We start from the raw sequence: 17369 nt of genomic DNA, 5'->3' as shown, positions 1-17369 counted from the left end.
CGCGTAATGATCGAATCCATTTTGCGCTTCGCCATTGACCGGCGCCTGCTTATTGTTTGTTTTTCTTTGGCGATTGCGGCCGTGGGCCTATGGCAATACCAACGCCTTGCCATCGACGCCGTACCCGACATAACTAACGTACAGGTTCAAATTAATACGGCCGCACCTGGCTATTCACCATTGGAGTCCGAACAGCGTATTACCTACCCTATTGAAACCGCACTATTCGGTTTACCCCGGTTAGCACACACGCGTTCACTATCGCGGTACGGGTTATCCCAGGTTACCGTTGTGTTTGAGGAAGGTACGGATATTTATTTCGCCCGCAACCTAATAAATAACCGCCTTGCGACCTTAAAAACGGTATTGCCGGCCGGCATAGAACCCGCAATGGGACCTACAACTACGGGCCTTGGCGAAATATTTATGTACACCGTAAGCGCTGAGCCCGGCGCTAAAAACGCAAAGGGAGCGCCCTATAGCATAACCGAGCTACGCGAAATTCAAGACTGGATAATTAAACCGCAGCTCGCCCAGGTAAAAGGCATTGTTGAAATTAATAGTATTGGCGGTTACAACAAGCAATATCACATTACCCCCGACCCGAAAAAATTGCTCTACTATCAGCTAACAACCCGAGACATTGTGAAAGCCCTGAATAAAAACAATAGTAATCGAGGTGCAGGGTATATCGAACGCAATGGCGAACAATTACTCGTGCGCTCTCCCGGTCAGCTCACGCATATGGACGAAATTGCCAATGTAATTGTTGCTGAGCACAGCAAAATTCCGGTAAAGATAGCCGACTTGGCTAACATCGCCATCGGCCGCGAACTGCGGTCTGGCGCGGCCACACAAAATGGCGAAGAAACCGTGTTGGGAACCGCCATGATGCTCATTGGGGAAAACTCACGTACCGTCGCTCGTAATGTCGCCGCTAAATTTCATAGCCTGCAGGCATCGCTCCCCCCTGGTGTTAACGCCACCGCCGTTTACGATCGCACAACACTAGTAGACAAGGCCATGGCTACTGTGGCGAAAAACCTGCTTGAAGGTGCGCTACTGGTCATTACTGTACTGTTTTTTCTACTCGGTAATTTACGCGCTGCACTAATTACCGCAGCGGTTATTCCTCTTTCTATGTTAATAACGATTACCGGAATGGTAAAAACAGGCGTGTCCGCCAACCTTATGAGTTTGGGTGCATTGGATTTTGGTTTAATTGTGGACGGCGCCGTTATTATTGTCGAAAACACCGTTCGCCGGTTAGCACAAGCACAGCAAAACCGCGGCCCCATGGTATTAAAAGAACGCCTCAACACCGTATACGAAGCCACCGTGGAAGTTATCCGCCCCAGCCTATTCGGCATACTCATAATAACTTTAGTTTACATTCCTATTTTTTCGCTTACGGGTGTAGAAGGGAAAATGTTCCACCCAATGGCCGCCACGGTGGTGATGGCGTTGCTCGCGGCCATGGGACTTTCACTCACATTCGTACCCGCCGCAGTGGCCATTTTTCTGCGTGGTAAAATTAACACAACCGAAAGCCGTGCCATAACATCCATTAAGTATCTGTATAGGCCGTTGCTCGCATTGGCCATACGATTTCGGGTTTTACTTTTGTCCGTCGCCGCTTTTTTAGTTGGCGCCTGTTTTTGGCTGGCCACTACCCTGGGTTCAGAATTTATTCCGCAACTGAATGAAGGCGATATTGCGCTACACGCTATGCGTATACCGGGAACAGGCCTGGAACAATCGGTACGTATGCAGGAGGCTTTGGAAAAGCGCATTATTTCTTTTGCCGAGGTAGAGCGCGTTTTCGCTCGTATTGGTACAGCTGAAGTCGCCACCGACCCAATGCCACCCAATGTTGCCGATAATTTTGTTATCTTAAAACCGCGCGATCAGTGGCCGAACCCAACCAAAACCAAGGCGGCACTGGTAAACGAAATTTCGCACGCACTAGAACAACTGCCTGGCAATAATTACGAATTTACTCAGCCTATTCAAATGCGCTTTAACGAATTAATTTCCGGCGTACGTGCCGACTTGGGTATAAAAGTTTTTGGTGACGACATGGAGCAGTTGCTGCGCGCTGGCAACGCCATTTTAAAAGAAGTAAACGATATACCCGGCGCTGCCGACGCACGCTTAGAACAAATCACAGGTTTGCCCACCCTATCGGTAATACCCAACCGTATTGCACTTGGCCGTTACGGTTTACATTTAGTCGATTTACAAGACTGGGTGGCCGCCGCCATTGGTGGTGAATCCGCGGGGGTGTTGTACGAAGGCGACCGTCGCTTTGAACTAATCGTACGTTTACCCGAAACAATCCGACGAGATGTAGAAAACCTTGCGTTCTTACCCGTACCGCTCGCCAACGGCGACTATGTGCCCCTAGAGGAAATTGCCGAATTGAAATTGGCGCCGGGGCCTGCACAAATAAGTCGCGAAAATGGTAAACGCCGGGTGGTCGTCACAGCCAATGTACGCGGTCGCGACCTCGGTAGTTTTGTTACTGAAGCGCAATCGCGCATTCAAGAACGGGTTAAACTTCCACCGGGTTACTGGCTAAATTACGGTGGTACCTACGAACAATTACAGTCGGCCACCCAGCGCCTTAGCCTTGTGGTACCGATTACCTTGGGTATGATTTTAGCCATACTCGTTATGGCGTTCGGCTCTATTAAAGACGCACTTGTCATATTCAGCGGTGTACCTTTTGCCCTAACCGGAGGGGTATTGGCGCTTTACCTAAGGGGTATGCCGTTATCGATTTCCGCAGGCATTGGCTTCATCGCACTTTCGGGGGTTGCGGTATTAAATGGTTTAGTGATGGTCGCATTTATTCGCGACCTCTGGAACGAAAATGGTGACTTATTAAATGCCGTTATTGAAGGCGCCCTCACCCGTTTGCGCCCCGTGCTAATGACCGCATTGGTAGCCAGCCTTGGATTTTTGCCTATGGCACTAAACACAGGTACAGGTGCAGAAGTTCAAAAACCTCTGGCCACAGTGGTTATAGGCGGTATTTTGTCCTCTACAATATTAACGCTTTTGGTTTTGCCTGCGTTATATCACTGGGTACACACTAAAAGCGCACGCCCAAGTCATTAGTAGGTAAACGGAATAATCGCATTAGAAATTAAATTTTACTGAAACACTTGTGCCGTGTTGTTTGGTCAGGTTTAGCTTTTTCTACACCGCTGGGAACCAGGCAGCTAGTGCATTTAATCGTGTAGGGTGAGTAAACCATAGCTCAGCGTAGAGGTTGAAATCGTTTTCAAGTGTGCACTTACCCGTAAGGACAAAAATCCTGCCTCATACAGGTCAACGTTTCCAGGTGGCTCGCCAGCGGCTAGCATTTGCGAGTGCCATTATAGAGGGCTAAAATTGTGCTCTTAGATTTCTGCCCACCGCTGTACGTATTGTAAGGGTTTTGGCGCTAAATCCGACGGCGTATTGCCGGTGTTTACAACGCACTGTACGGCCAACATTTTAAATCCCCCAACCTTAATTTTTAGTTGAGCAAGTATCTACGCATCTGACATTATTCGGCTTTACGACGTGTTAGTTTTAAAGCTGGTTTTTATACAACTACATTAATTTACATACAAACTACCGTGGGATTAATAGACTAAGCCCCAGCCATGCACACTTTCTAGGAACCTTATGAATAATTTGCTTAAAATTTGTTCTTTTACGCTGTTAATATCAGCACTCTCACCCTTATCACAGGCCACAATCGTTCAATTTCAAACACCGGCCGGTGATTTTGAAGTGAATCTTTTTGATCAAGGTACGCCGCAAACGGTCGACAATTTTCTGCGCTATGTTTCCGAAGGCCACTACGAAGACGCAATTTTCCACCGCTCTGTAAGTGGTTTTGTACTTCAAGGAGGCGGGTTTCAGCATATTGATTTTCAGGTTACACCTATTTCCACCTTCCCCTCCGTTACCAACGAACCTGAATTTTCAAATGTGCGTGGCACCATCGCCATGGCTAAACTGGGCAGCCAACCCGACAGCGCAACCTCACAGTGGTTTATAAACCTTGATGACAACAGCGCCAATCTAGACATAACCAACGAGGGCTTCACCGTATTTGGCGTGGTAACGGGAAATGGAATGGGTGTAATCGATAATATAGCCAGTTGGCCTACCTTCAATTTTGGTAGCCCCTTAAATGAACAACCCCTAAGGGATTACACAGCGGAAGATTATCAAAACCAAACCCTACCGCTCGCCGAACACCAAGCGCTTATTTATAACATTGTTGTACTGGATGCGTCTGAGACCACGGCCGATACTCTGTCTCCCGCTATAAATATTACGCTCATTGACCCACCCTCAACCGGAGGTAGCGGTAGCGGCGGTGGTGGTGGTGGTGGTGGTGGTACGTCGTTTTTGTTTTTGGCCGCGCTGTTTGGGCTGCTTACTTATCGGCGTTATCGAGCATAAAAGGCACGCTAAACGTCCCATTTAAAGGGGCGCTATTTGCACAGGTGCTAATGTAGCTATCCGGTATTTCTGCGCAACAACGCGAAGTCCCGGTAGCTTATTCCTGATTTAGTCTCATTAGTACCTGCTTAAATGGATAAAAGGAGCTTACCATGGCCATACCATTTCCCAAGCCAGAACCGGCTTTACGTATACGGAGTTCATCCGAAATTGTTGCACTTGATAAGCATTTCAACCGGCGTGCCACGCCGACTCCTCGAAACAACCGACTGCTTGTAGCAAGCTGGAACATCGCTAACCTTGGCGCACAGGCGCGTACCAGAGGTGCCCTCACCGTTATCGCACATATACTGAAGCGCTTTGATCTTACAGCCGTACAGGAGATCAATAGTGATTACAGCGATTTTAGGCAAATCGTAAAACTCATGGGTGCTGAATATGATTTCATTATGTCTGATACGGCTGGAAACGATGAGCGTTTAGCCTATGTGTTCAACAGAACAAAAGTGCGGCCCGAAAAACTTTTCGGTGAGGTTGCACTACGCCCGCGCGAATACCCAAAACGCAATGTAACGGTTCACTATCGTCAAAACCGTCAGGCAAAGGTGCAAACATTCACAGACGTGAAATTTACGCCTTTCGATCGAAACCCTTTTATTGGCAGCTTTTCCTGCAACAGGATTGATTTTGTACTCGCCAATGTCCATCTTTATTTTGGTAAATTTCAAACCTCAAGCAATGAAGCCGATCGGCTAAAATATGCCCGTAGAGTTCTCGAAATTTACGCACTGGCAAAGTGGGCAAAAAAACGTAGCGCAGGGGGAAATGCCTGGGATAAAGATATTGTTTTACTCGGCGATATGAATATTCCCAACATGGAAAATAACGAAGCTACGCTAAAAGCGCTCGAAGAATTTTCATGGAAGGCCGTTGAGTTGTATGGTGATACAAATTTAGCGACAACCGAAAACCTCACTCGAATCGGTGGTTCTAATCTTGGTAACGATAAAACATATGACCAAATAGCATTCGCCCCAACCAGCTTAAAAAACCGTATTACCAATACCGGCGTGTTTGACTTTGATTCGGCGGTGTTTGCCAGTACATGGAAAAAGCTTGCGGCTGCTAACAGCCATGCCAAAGCGGTAAAAGGTTTTAATGCCTATTTACGCTACTACATTTCCGATCATCGGCCGATATGGGTAGAGCTAGCTACAAATTAGGCTTAGGGGTTCACCGACCTAGTGAAAACTAGAAAAGCATGGTGGATGCGTTAGAAAGTTAACTCTTTTTATTTACAGAAAGGCGAACAACTAATCAAAATCGAAGGTAACTTAGATAGAAACAAAAAATAGAAATAAAAGGCACAGTAAAAATAGAACCTCTAGAAACTTATGACGGTGTTCAGCACCGAAACCCATGTCACTTCCGGAAAAAAACACTGCGTAATTGTCGCTCGGTGAAATGTAGCTCGGTTTATTTTTGGGCGTCGCACTACAACAGCGTAGGAAAAAGTAGTACAAGAATTGAAAACGACAACTCCCTTAAAAACCTCTTCTTCGCCCAAATTTAGATTTTACGATAATTGTCTTTATTCAATAATAAAGCCGCGGAATAAATAAAGGCCCTCGGAAGGGCCTTTATTTAGACGTGCGCTGGTCAAACAAACCCAACTATAAAGTCGTACTAAACATCCAAATTAGCAACAGCCAAGGCATTAGTCTCAATAAAGGCACGACGAGGCTCTACTTGATCGCCCATCAAACACGTAAAAATCTGATCGGCGGCAATGGCATCTTCTACCGTTACCTGCAACATACGTCGAGTCTCTGGGTCCATGGTGGTTTCCCAAAGTTGCTCGGGGTTCATTTCCCCCAAACCTTTGTAGCGTTGGATGTTATAGCCTTTCTTCGATTCCGCCATAATCCAGTCTAGGGCTTCTGCAAAATCTGAAACCTCGTGCTTGCGGTCACCCTTGGCGACATAGGCACCCTCTTCTATTAGGCCATCTAGCTTTGCGCCCAGTGCACAAATGTTGGCGTAATCCGAGGAGGCAAATAGATCTGAATTGAGTTTAACTGTGTGATCAACGCCGTGAGCCGTCACGGTAATAACCGGTAAGTACTCCCCTCGTTCCTTATTTTCTTTGGCTTCAACGGTGAATTTGTGGGTTTTGGAGTTGCTGTTAAACACATCCAAACGCTGCTGTAATTTTGCGATCCAGGCCTGTACTGGCTCCTCGGATGTCATACTTTCAACAGCCAGGGTTGGCATATACACCAATTCCATAAGCACTTCTTCTGGGTACAGTCGCGATAGCTTGTTAATAACCGCCATAGTGCCCCGATAATCGTAAACGAGTTCTTCCAGCTTATCGCCTGGAAGTGCTGGTGCTTCCGCTGATAAATGTAGCTTGGAGGCTTCCAGTGCTGCACTGGTCAGGGTTTCGATAAGGGCGTCGTCATCCTTAATGTATTGCTCTTGTTTCCCTTTGCTGATTTTATACAGTGGCGGCTGGGCAATAAACACATGGCCTCGCTCAACCAGCTCACGCATTTGGCGGAAGAAGAAGGTCAGTAACAGCGTGCGAATATGCGAACCATCCACGTCGGCATCGGTCATGATAATAATGCTGTGGTAGCGCAGTTTTTCGGGGTTGAACTCTTGAGTACCAATACCGCAACCCAATGCGGTAATCAGTGTTCCTACTTCGGCGCTGGAAAGCATTTTGTCGAAACGGGCTTTTTCAACGTTAAGAATTTTACCCTTCAACGGCAGAATGGCTTGAGTTCTGCGGTCACGGCCCTGTTTGGCTGAACCTCCCGCAGAATCACCCTCCACCAGGTATATTTCAGAAAGAGCTGGGTCTTTCTCCTGACAGTCCGCCAGTTTTCCGGGCAGGCCAGCGATATCCAACGCGCCTTTACGGCGTGTCATTTCGCGAGCTTTACGGGCCGCCTCTCTGGCTTTTGCCGCTTCAATCATTTTACCCACAATGGCTTTCGCTTCCTGTGGGTTTTCGAGCAGGTATTCGCTAAAGGAAGCCCCCATTTCCTGCTCTACAGCCGTTTTAACTTCAGAGGAAACCAACTTATCTTTGGTTTGTGAGGAGAACTTGGGGTCTGGTACTTTAACTGAAATAATACCCGTTAAGCCTTCACGAGCATCATCACCGGTGGTGTTAACTTTTTCCTTTTTGCCAATACCTTCACGCTCAATATAACTATTAAGGCCACGTGTTAGTGCGGCGCGGAAGCCCGCCAAGTGGGTGCCTCCATCTCGCTGAGGAATATTGTTGGTGTAACTAAAGATGTTTTCTTGGAAACCATCGTTCCACTGCAGCGCCACTTCCACACCTACCCCGTCTTCACGCTGGGTATTAAAGTGCATAACTTTGTTTACAGTGGTTTTATTCTGGTTCAAATACTCCACAAAGGCTCTAAGACCACCTTCGTATTCGTAGATTTCTTCCTTACCACTTCTTTCATCCAGCAATATGATACGTACACCGGAATTCAGGAAAGACAGCTCACGCAGACGTTTGGCCAGTTGTTCAAAATGGAATGCGATACTGGTGAAGGTTCCTCCCGATGGGTGAAAGTGCACTTCTGTACCGCTTAATTCGGTCTCACCAATAACACCAAGTGGGGCCTGGGGAACGCCATGCTTATACACCTGCTCCCAAACTTGGCCACCGCGACGGATAGTAAGCTTAAGCTTCTCAGACAAAGCATTAACGACCGAAACACCCACACCGTGTAAGCCACCCGACACCTTATAAGAGTTATCGTCGAACTTACCGCCGGCGTGCAGCACCGTCATAATGACCTCTGCAGCAGAAACACCCTCTTCGTGTAATTCCGTAGGAATGCCACGGCCATTGTCCGATACCGATACGGATTCATCCGGGTGAATAACAACTCGAACTTCGCTGCAATGACCTGCCAATGCTTCATCGATTGAATTGTCGACCAATTCGAAAACCATATGATGAAGGCCTGTGCCGTCGTCAGTATCTCCAATGTACATGCCTGGGCGTTTTCTAACGGCATCCAGCCCTTTCAACACCTTGATACTGGACGAGTCGTAGTTGTTTTCTTCTTCGCTCATAGTTCGAATCAGTCTCTTCTTGGTCTATTAAGTGGCAACTTGGATATCCCCATGTTCCACGTGAAACATTTTTAGGTCGGCTAATGTCGACTCAGGCCAACAACGTGTAATAACGTCTGGATCAATGGCCGTTATAAATACTTGGCTTTCTAGCTGGCTTAGATGTTGCCCGACTACGGAGAGATTATTAGTATCTAACTCCGACGGTAGGTCGTCCAACAAAAATACGGGCTTACGGCCTGTTAACCGCGAAAACACTCGAGCTTCGGCCATGAACAACGAGACAATTACAGACTTTTGCTGTCCTCTCGAAAGTAATTCAACAGCGGGGACTTTTTCACACTGTATTTTTAGGTCTGCTTTGTGCGAGCCAATACTGGTGTAACCCAGCTTTTTATCTCTCTCGAGATGTTCTTCCAGCTGTTGCTCGTAGGTTTGTTCGCCTTTCCAGCCACTTTCGAATGACAAAGCCGGCGTGCTGGTAACCCCTGCGTCAAAACTATAGTCACTAAATACTTGCTCAAATTCTTCTTGGAACAGAGTAAAAACCGCTTGGCGCATAGAGGTGATCTCTACAGCTAGCTGACACAACTCCCTATTCCACGGCATAAGCTCTGTACTCGACATTTTACCAGATCGCAACAAACTATTCCGATGTTTAACGCAACGCACATACGACTTCCAGCAGGTCTTGAACTCGTGTTTCACGTGAAACACTAACCAATCAAAGAACTGCCTGCGGTACTTAGAAGACCCTTCAAGCAACTGAAAAGAATTGGCATTCATTACCAGTAATGGAAACTCTGTTGCGAGTTCAGCGGCTGAATAGACCGGGCTTCCATCTACACGAATGTTTAATTGGCCCCGAGTATTCCGAGAGATCCCCAACCGTTTTTCTAAAGGGTCAATACCAACCCTAATCGTTCCAAACAGGGTGAAACCCGTTGCTGCATGGTTAATAAGCCTACGGAATTTGTGCGTGCGAAAAGATCGGCCGTGAGCGAGTACACCAATGGATTCAAGGAGGGAAGTTTTACCTGAGCCATTCTCACCAACGATAAGGTTTAGCGCGTTACTGGGTTGTAGTTCAACCGAGCGCAAATTGCGGAAAGCGGAGATTTTTATTTGAGTTAGCTGTGGCATAAATGCCTGTAGTGCCTAGGGCGCATGAACAGCACTACGCCCTAAAACACATTATCTTGTGCTAGAGACGCATCGGCATCACAACATACGCCGAATCAGAGTTTTCAGGCTCCTCAATTAACGCCGAGCTATTGGAGTCGGCCAAAGTGATTTTTATGTTCTCTGAATCTAATACATTGGTTACATCTTGCAGATAACTGACGTTGAAGCCTACCTCAAGCGATTCACCTGTGTAGTCTACGGCTACTTGGTCCTTTGCTTCCTCTTGCTCGGGATTGTTGGCAATAATGGTTAGCATTCCTGTTTCTAGCTCCAACCGAACACCACGGTACTTTTCGTTAGATAAAATAGAGGTGCGCGCAAAGGCTTGTTTGAGTTCGGAGCGATTACCAAGCACGAATTTATCGCCACCCTGTGGCAACACTCGTTCGTAATCCGGAAATTTGCCGTCAACCAATTTGGAAGTAAAGGTGTATTCGTTGGTAGTAGCGCGAATATGGCTGGAGCCTAGCGAAACGTGTACTTGCTCTTCGCTATCGTTTAGTAAACGAGAAAGCTCAATAACACCTTTGCGTGGCAAAATAGCTTGCCGACTCTCTGTTACATCAATGGCGCAAGGGCGTGTACACATCGCCAAACGGTGACCATCGGTTGAAACTACGCGCAGCTCAGTAGGCCTAACTTCCCACAACATACCGTTTAAATAGTAGCGTACATCCTGCTGTGCCATAGCAAAGCTAGTACGATCAATTAGCCGTTTTATTTCTCTCTGTTCGCTACTGAATACAATATCGTTGGAGCCCTCCTCCACCGCTGGAAATTCATTTGCGGGGAGTGTGGAAAGAGTAAAGCGTGTACGCCCGCTTTTTACGGTAACCTTTTGATCTTTAAGGGAAAACTCAATTACGCTTTCCTCTGGCAAAGCGCGACAGATATCCAAAAACTTTTTCGCTGGAACGGTTATTTCACCATCTCCTGGCGCTGCTTCAAGCTGTACCCTACCTACAATCTCAACTTCTAGATCTGTGCCTGTTAGCGATAGTTGATCGCCCTCTATTACCAACAACACATTGGCCAGTACAGGCAGGGTGTGCCTGCGCTCTACAACCCCTGCCACCAGCTGCAGTGGTTTAATCAGGGCTTCACGTGAAACGGTGAATTTCATACTGCTTCTCTTTATTCTGAACGGTTGGATTGAGATTCAATGATGTACAGCGAGTTTTTATTGTTTGTGTCAAAACCCTTATTTAAGCTTTAGAATCAGGTAGTAAGGGTACGCAGAAGGTTCTTCACATCCTCGCGAATATCGGCGTCTGATTCCTGCAACTCTTTAATTTTTCGACACGCATGCAAAACCGTTGTGTGGTCACGCCCCCCAAATGCGTCGCCAATTTCCGGCAAACTGTGGTGAGTCAAGTCTTTTGCCAAATACATGGCTACCTGTCTCGGCCGTGCAACAGAGCGACTACGGCGTTTGGAGTGCAAATCGGAAACCTTGATTTTATAATACTCTGCAACAACGCGCTGTATATTATCAATGCTAACTAGCCTGTCTTGCAGTGCTAATAAGTCTTTTAACGATTCGCGCACTAAATCTACCGATATTTCGCGGCCTGTAAACTGAGAATTAGCAATTACGCGCTTTAACGCGCCTTCCAGCTCACGTACATTTGAGCGGATTCGCTGGGCAATAAAGAAGGCCGCATCGTTCGGAAGTGGCACATTCACCGATTCAGCTTTACCCTTCAGTATCGCTACACGTGTTTCTAGCTCCGGCGGCTCGATAGCGACCGTAAGGCCCCAGCCAAAACGTGATTTAAGGCGTTCTTCTAGCCCGTTGATTTCTTTGGGGTACTTGTCGCACGTTAGAATGATTTGCTGGCCGCCTTCTAACAGAGCATTAAAGGTATGGAAGAACTCTTCCTGTGAGCGCTCCTTACCGGCAAAGAACTGAATATCATCAATTAACAATGCATCAACCGACCGGTAGTAACGTTTAAACTCATTAATGGCGTTGAGTTGCAGCGCTTTTACCATATCGGCAACAAACCGCTCTGAGTGCAAATAAACAACCCGCGCGCCCGGCTTGCGCTGCACCAATGCGTTACCCACAGCGTGCATTAAGTGCGTCTTACCTAGACCTACTCCACCGTATATAAACAGAGGGTTGTAGGATCCACCGGGGTTTTCGGCTACTTGGCTAGCCGCAGCCAGGCCCAATTGATTAGACTTTCCAACCACGAAATTATCGAAGATAAAGTTCGTATTGAGGTTATTTTTATGTTGAATTCCGCCTTCAACGTCTTTGATTTTGACGCGATCTGACGCGAAATTCTGAAAATTACGGCTAAATGTTTGAATGTTAGGGGGGCTAACCAGCAAAGGATCCGTATGGCCAAAATTATCGTCCGCTACTGCTTGTTCAGGTGCGGGCGAAGGTGTGTCAATTACTCGAGGCCGAGAGCAAGGTGCACTATCAGTAACGTTTGAAGCAGGAGAAGGGTTAGTTAAAGCCGCTGCTGGATTATTTTGTACATTGGTATTCAGGTTTACTGAAAATCCAGTGGAAGTCCGCGGTGCTACCGCTATTTCCACCTGCCGATACCCATTGTGCTGTGATGCCAACACCTCTTCTATACGCGCTTTAAACTTATCGTTTACCCAGTCGAGGACAAACCGGTTCGGTGCCAACAACCGAAGTAGGTTACCCGTACTATCGCTAACTTTGAGAGGCCTAATCCAGGTATTGAATTGCTGTGCTGGCAACTCAGACTGCAATGTCGAAGCACATAGCTCCCAGCTACTATTTGACAAAATACGACTCCAATTTTTTGAGTTTTTGTTCCTGGAGCTTCCAAGCCCAAGAAAAAGCTGTTCAACCGAACTCAAAAAACGCCACTCCTGCCAATTTCGGAGGAAATGAAACGATCAAACCCCCATTAATCAACTCGATTAAACCAACAAACAGACAGGGATAGAGTTACAACATGAACAACTGAAAATACGACTAATACTTCTAGTACTACGAAGCCTTGATTCTATTGAGACTCCTAGCTGGAACTAACCTTAAGGTTGACAGCCTGAACGAACTTTACGCTGGAGGTTAGCTTACTGGGTGCACCCTTAGCCTTTAATACGCCTTAACCAAAGAACTTATATAGGCAAATTACATCACCAAGGTGAGCTAAGCTGAAAGCAAAAACAAACCCGATATATTGGCACGTAACGCACCTTAACGGTCTGCATACCGCTATAACAATTAGCGCGCCACAAACCTTCACTACTTATTCACAACGGGTCGCTAGTCTACTCTCTCACACATAACTTATCCACAGTAAGTTAGTCTTCTATTTTCAAATTAAATAAAAAACTCCCTTTAAATCTGAGTGTTACGCTGCTAGTAAAAAAACCTTATGGTAATTGTTATATTTATTTTAAATAAGTGAGGCTTACTATATTTTGTGGATAACTCTGTTTATATGTTATTAATAAGCTGTCTATTACTACGTTTTTCATGGCCTAGCGAGCCACTCATATTCGGCAGGTTAAACCCTACCTTAAGTTCTAACACTGCGCCGCACATCAAAGTGTTTGATTTTCCATCCTCATTTCTATAAAATCGCGCGTCCTTCGGGTTCAAGTACCTAACCAATAGTCGCTTACAGCGTTTAGGGCTTTACCCAGCTTACGAACTAACATGCTAACGGGGAGATCGCTTCTCCTCAGAAAAGACAGGTGAACTGGAATGAAAAGAACGTTTCAACCAAGTAATTTGAAGCGCAAGCGTACCCACGGTTTTCGTGCCCGTATGGCTACTAAAGGTGGTCGTAAAGTTTTGGCTCGTCGTCGTGCCAAAGGCCGCGCACAGTTAGCCGCTTAATCACGCAGATTTTTGCATATTGCCGGAGTGGAGCGCTCTGATCGGGGGAAGGGTCTTACCTTCAATAAGTCCGACAGATTATTAAACTCCGGTGATTTTTCAACGGTGTTCGATAACGCACCTATAAAAGCTTCCCACCCCAACTTCCTCATTCTCGCCAAACCCAATCTATTGGGTCGCCCGCGTCTTGGGTTAATCATAGCCAAAAAAAATATTCGTCTATCGGTAAACCGTAATCAGCTAAAGCGTTTGATACGCCAGTCATTCAGGCTGAAACAGCACAATATCCCAGCAATAGATGCTATAGTGCTGGCCCGACGGGGTGGTGACCAAATCGCCAACTCGGAATTGCTAAACATTTTAGAAAAACTATGGAAACGTGTTGCCAAAAGGGCGGAAAATCCGGAAAAACTACAGGTAAAGAAGTAAATTCTTCTTTTGTACACCTGCTTGTTTTATCACCGGTGTATGCCTACCGCTATTTGGTGAGCCCCCTACTCGGACCACGTTGTCGTTTTGAGCCCAGCTGCTCGGCTTACGCCATTGAAGCGGTAAAAGGGCATGGCGTTATCCGCGGTTTTTACTTGGCAATAACAAGGGTGGGTAAATGCCACCCATGGCATAACGGGGGATATGATCCCGTGCCAGCCTCTCACCCAAAACACCAACCTCATTAGTAACGGTAGTAATCCACCATGAATTGGCTTCGTAATTCGCTCATTGGGGGCATCGTAGTTGTATTGTTCCTGTTGTTTATTCGCTGGGGTGAATTCCAGGAAAAACAACACGCACAATCCGCCGTCAACACTGATCAAACAACAATTTCGTCATCGTCTACTCCTGCTGCGCAGATACCTGAATTACCCCAGGTAACCACACCCGCGGCGATCAATGAAATTCCAACCGTACCGGAGGAATCTTCAGAGTCAGATGTTCCTGCACAATCGCCACCTAAACGCGTATATTCGCAGCTAATCACCGTAGTTACCGACAACGTGGAAGTGGTCATTGATACGGAAGGCGGCGACATTGTTAAGGTTGCCCTGCTCGACTACGACGCGAAGCTCAATGAACCCGACCCTTTCATTCTGCTCAACCGTACTAACTCCCACACCTATATTGCTCAATCGGGATTAATCGGTGCAAACGGTATCGATGGCAAACAACGCCCTGTTTACAAAGTAGATGCCACGGCTTTTGAGTTGAGAGAAGGCGAAGATAGTCTTTCCATAGACCTAAAATTCAATAATGCCGACGCGAACATTATTAAGCGGTATACCTTCAACCGCGGTACCCACCTGATCGATCTTGAATACCTGGTCACCAACAAAAGTGACGCCAACTGGAAGGCAAACCTCTTCGGGCAAATTAAGCGCGACAGCTACGAACCTCCTTCCGATTCTGGCATAGGCGTGAAACCATTCCTCGGTGGTGCAATTACCACACCGGAAAAAAATTACCACAAGATCAGCTTCGATGATTTAGATGATGAATCTCTCAAGTCTGAAAGCAAAGGCGGCTGGGTAGCGATGATCCAGCACTACTTTATTAGTGCCTGGATACCAGACGCCGACAAAAAGAACTTCTACAACCTGCGAAAAAGTGGAGAAGATTTTTATCTACTGGGCTTTACCAGCGAAAGCACCACAATTGCCCCACACACCACCGGCAACCTTAAAGCCGCCTTTTATGTCGGCCCGAAAAAAATTCGCAACTTGGAGCAGATCTCACCCTACCTATATCTCACCATCGATTTCGGTTGGTTATGGATGATAGCCAAGCCGCTCTACTTTGCGCTTAACTATATATACGACTTTGTGGGCAACTGGGGTATCGCCATTATCCTACTCACATTCTGTATAAAATTATTGTTTCTATACCCTTCTGCCATGAGTTACCGCTCCATGGCCAAGATGCGTAAAGTTCAACCGTTAATGCAAGATTTGAAAGAGCGCTATGGTGACGACCGGCAAAAAATGTCGGCGGAAACAATGAAGCTCTACAAAAAAGAAGGGGTTAATCCCTTGGGTGGCTGTCTACCGGTATTGCTGCAAATGCCGGTATTTATTGCGCTCTACTGGACACTAATGGAATCGGTAGAGTTGCGTCATTCACCCTTCTTCTTTTGGATCCACGACCTGAGTGTAAGGGACCCGTTTTACATCTTGCCACCGATTATGGGCGCGACAATGTGGATTCAGCAAAAGCTGAACCCAACCCCACCGGACCCCATGCAGGCTAAAATTATGCAGATGATGCCTATCTTCTTTACAGCGCTGTTTATGATGTTCCCCGCAGGTTTAGTACTGTACTGGGTTGTAAACAACTCGCTGTCTATTACCCAGCAATACTTGATCACCCGCCAAATAGAAAAAGCGGGCTAAGTAAAACTCCCTATGACAACCGACACCATAACAGCAATTGCCACGGCCCCAGGCCGTGGTGGTGTCGGTATTGTGCGGGTATCTGGGCCGAACGTACAAAAAATTGCCTCCAAATTACTCGGTTTTGTACCCAAGCCTCGAGAAGCCATATACACCGCGTTTAACGACAGCCAACAAAACCAACTCGACAAAGGCATCGCCCTCTTTTTCCCCAACCCTCACTCATTCACCGGCGAAGATGTCCTCGAACTCCAAGGCCATGGTGGCCCGGTAATTCTAGATTTACTGTTAGCGGCCATAATCCAAACGGGTGCGCGCATGGCTAGGCCTGGGGAGTTTTCTGAACGTGCATTCCTTAACGACAAACTCGATCTCGCTCAAGCTGAAGCCATTGCCGACCTCATCGACGCCAGTTCGAAACAAGCGGCTATGCAAGCTCTTAACTCGCTCAAGGGTGCATTTTCGAAGAAGATCAACACTTTAGTCGACGATTTAATACAACTACGTATATATGTTGAATCCGCTATCGATTTTCCCGAGGAAGAAATAGACTTTCTAACCGACGGTCATGTAAGCGGTCAACTTAATAACCTTATTAGCCAAGTCCAAGCAATTTTTGATGCCGCCCAACAGGGCGTACTCATGCGTGAAGGCATGAAAGTTGTTATTGCCGGCAGACCAAACGCCGGCAAATCCAGCCTACTAAACGCCCTCGCCGAAAGTGACGTGGCAATCGTGACTGATATTGAGGGAACCACCCGCGATGTACTACGAGAACATATCCACATTGATGGTATGCCACTACACGTTATCGACACAGCAGGATTAAGACAAAGCCCAGACAAAGTTGAACAAATAGGCATTGAGCGGGCGTGGCAAGAAATAGCAAAAGCCGACCGAATTTTGCTTATGTTGGATACTACGGTGAATATTGATCTTCACACAGAAGACTACTGGCAACAGCTAAATCAGCACCCAGAATGTTTCTCCAAGGTGACGTTAATCCACAATAAAATCGACGAAAGTGGTTTTAAAATGACTGAAATTAATGGAAAAATTCACGAAGTAGCCATTTCGGCAAAATCCGGTGCTGGTCTGGATAACCTCCGAGAGCACCTAAAAAAAGTCATGGGCTACCACCAGGTTGGCGAAGGCGGCTTTAGCGCACGTCGTCGCCACATAGAAGCTATTCAACAAGCATTGAACTACATGCTAAGCGGCAAGCATCAACTTGAAACGGCCGCTGCCGGAGAGCTATTAGCTGAAGACCTGCGCTTAGCCCAGGATCACCTTAGCGAAATTACCGGTCGCTTTACCCCCGATGATTTACTGGGGAAGATTTTTTCGAGTTTTTGTATTGGTAAATAACGTAAAACCAACGTCCT

12 protein-coding genes are annotated in these 17369 nt (G+C 46.8%); 8 read left to right on the top strand and 4 right to left on the bottom strand.

Features of this window, described 5'->3' with window-relative positions; genetic code table 11:
* The first annotated feature begins 6 nt into the window (after nucleotides 1–6).
* The 3 genes from H5336_RS10940 to H5336_RS10930 all read left to right on the top strand — a co-directional run bounded on the left by H5336_RS10940 (nucleotide 7) and on the right by H5336_RS10930 (nucleotide 5690).
* The gene (locus tag H5336_RS10940; RefSeq protein ID WP_185234115.1) at nucleotides 7–3123 is read left to right on the top strand and encodes an efflux RND transporter permease subunit; all 3117 of its coding nucleotides are present in this window, start codon (nucleotides 7–9) and stop codon (nucleotides 3121–3123) included.
* 555 nt (nucleotides 3124–3678) lie between these two features.
* Nucleotides 3679–4467 (top strand): peptidylprolyl isomerase, encoded by a 789-nt coding sequence (locus H5336_RS10935; protein ID WP_185234114.1) that lies wholly within the window; start codon nucleotides 3679–3681, stop codon nucleotides 4465–4467.
* Between the two features lie 152 nt (nucleotides 4468–4619).
* Nucleotides 4620–5690, top strand: a complete 1071-nt coding sequence (locus H5336_RS10930; RefSeq protein WP_185234112.1) for an endonuclease/exonuclease/phosphatase family protein — start codon at nucleotides 4620–4622, stop codon at nucleotides 5688–5690.
* A 463-nt stretch (nucleotides 5691–6153) separates the two neighbouring features.
* Here H5336_RS10930 and gyrB read toward each other — a convergent pair whose 3' ends face one another.
* The 4 genes from gyrB to dnaA form a co-directional block, all read right to left on the bottom strand.
* Nucleotides 6154–8577 (bottom strand): DNA topoisomerase (ATP-hydrolyzing) subunit B, encoded by a 2424-nt coding sequence (gene gyrB / locus H5336_RS10925; protein ID WP_185234110.1) that lies wholly within the window; start codon nucleotides 8575–8577, stop codon nucleotides 6154–6156.
* 27 nt (nucleotides 8578–8604) lie between these two features.
* Complete coding sequence (gene recF, locus H5336_RS10920) at nucleotides 8605–9720, bottom strand: DNA replication/repair protein RecF (protein ID WP_185234108.1); 1116 nt, start codon at nucleotides 9718–9720, stop codon at nucleotides 8605–8607.
* Nucleotides 9721–9781: 61 nt separating this feature from the next.
* The gene (gene dnaN / locus H5336_RS10915; protein WP_185234106.1) at nucleotides 9782–10885 is read right to left on the bottom strand and encodes a DNA polymerase III subunit beta; all 1104 of its coding nucleotides are present in this window, start codon (nucleotides 10883–10885) and stop codon (nucleotides 9782–9784) included.
* A gap of 95 nt (nucleotides 10886–10980) precedes the next feature.
* Nucleotides 10981–12534, bottom strand: coding sequence for a chromosomal replication initiator protein DnaA (gene dnaA, locus H5336_RS10910; protein ID WP_221628035.1), 1554 nt, complete (start codon nucleotides 12532–12534; stop codon nucleotides 10981–10983).
* A gap of 931 nt (nucleotides 12535–13465) precedes the next feature.
* Between dnaA and rpmH the strand changes: the two genes are divergently transcribed.
* From rpmH to mnmE, 5 genes are read left to right on the top strand one after another with little or no spacing between them, the layout of a single operon-like run.
* The gene (rpmH, locus tag H5336_RS10905; RefSeq protein ID WP_185234102.1) at nucleotides 13466–13600 is read left to right on the top strand and encodes a 50S ribosomal protein L34; all 135 of its coding nucleotides are present in this window, start codon (nucleotides 13466–13468) and stop codon (nucleotides 13598–13600) included.
* 12 nt (nucleotides 13601–13612) lie between these two features.
* Nucleotides 13613–14029, top strand: coding sequence for a ribonuclease P protein component (gene rnpA, locus H5336_RS10900; protein WP_221628034.1), 417 nt, complete (start codon nucleotides 13613–13615; stop codon nucleotides 14027–14029).
* Complete coding sequence (gene yidD, locus H5336_RS10895) at nucleotides 13972–14277, top strand: membrane protein insertion efficiency factor YidD (protein ID WP_185234100.1); 306 nt, start codon at nucleotides 13972–13974, stop codon at nucleotides 14275–14277. Before rnpA ends, yidD begins: the two co-directional genes overlap by 58 nt.
* Before the next feature lie 18 nt (nucleotides 14278–14295).
* On the top strand, nucleotides 14296–15984 hold the full coding sequence (gene yidC / locus H5336_RS10890) for a membrane protein insertase YidC (RefSeq protein ID WP_185234098.1): 1689 nt from the start codon (nucleotides 14296–14298) through the stop codon (nucleotides 15982–15984).
* A 12-nt stretch (nucleotides 15985–15996) separates the two neighbouring features.
* Nucleotides 15997–17352: a tRNA uridine-5-carboxymethylaminomethyl(34) synthesis GTPase MnmE gene (mnmE, locus tag H5336_RS10885; RefSeq protein ID WP_185234096.1), complete on the top strand. Its 1356-nt coding sequence runs from the start codon at nucleotides 15997–15999 to the stop codon at nucleotides 17350–17352.
* Nucleotides 17353–17369 lie beyond the last annotated feature (17 nt).

Origin of the sequence: Teredinibacter franksiae, from assembly GCF_014218805.1 — a bacterium.
GTDB classification, from domain to species: Bacteria; Pseudomonadota; Gammaproteobacteria; order Pseudomonadales; family Cellvibrionaceae; genus Teredinibacter; species Teredinibacter franksiae.
Note: the sequence above shows the minus strand (reverse complement) of the source record. Positions and strands in the feature narration are given on the sequence as shown.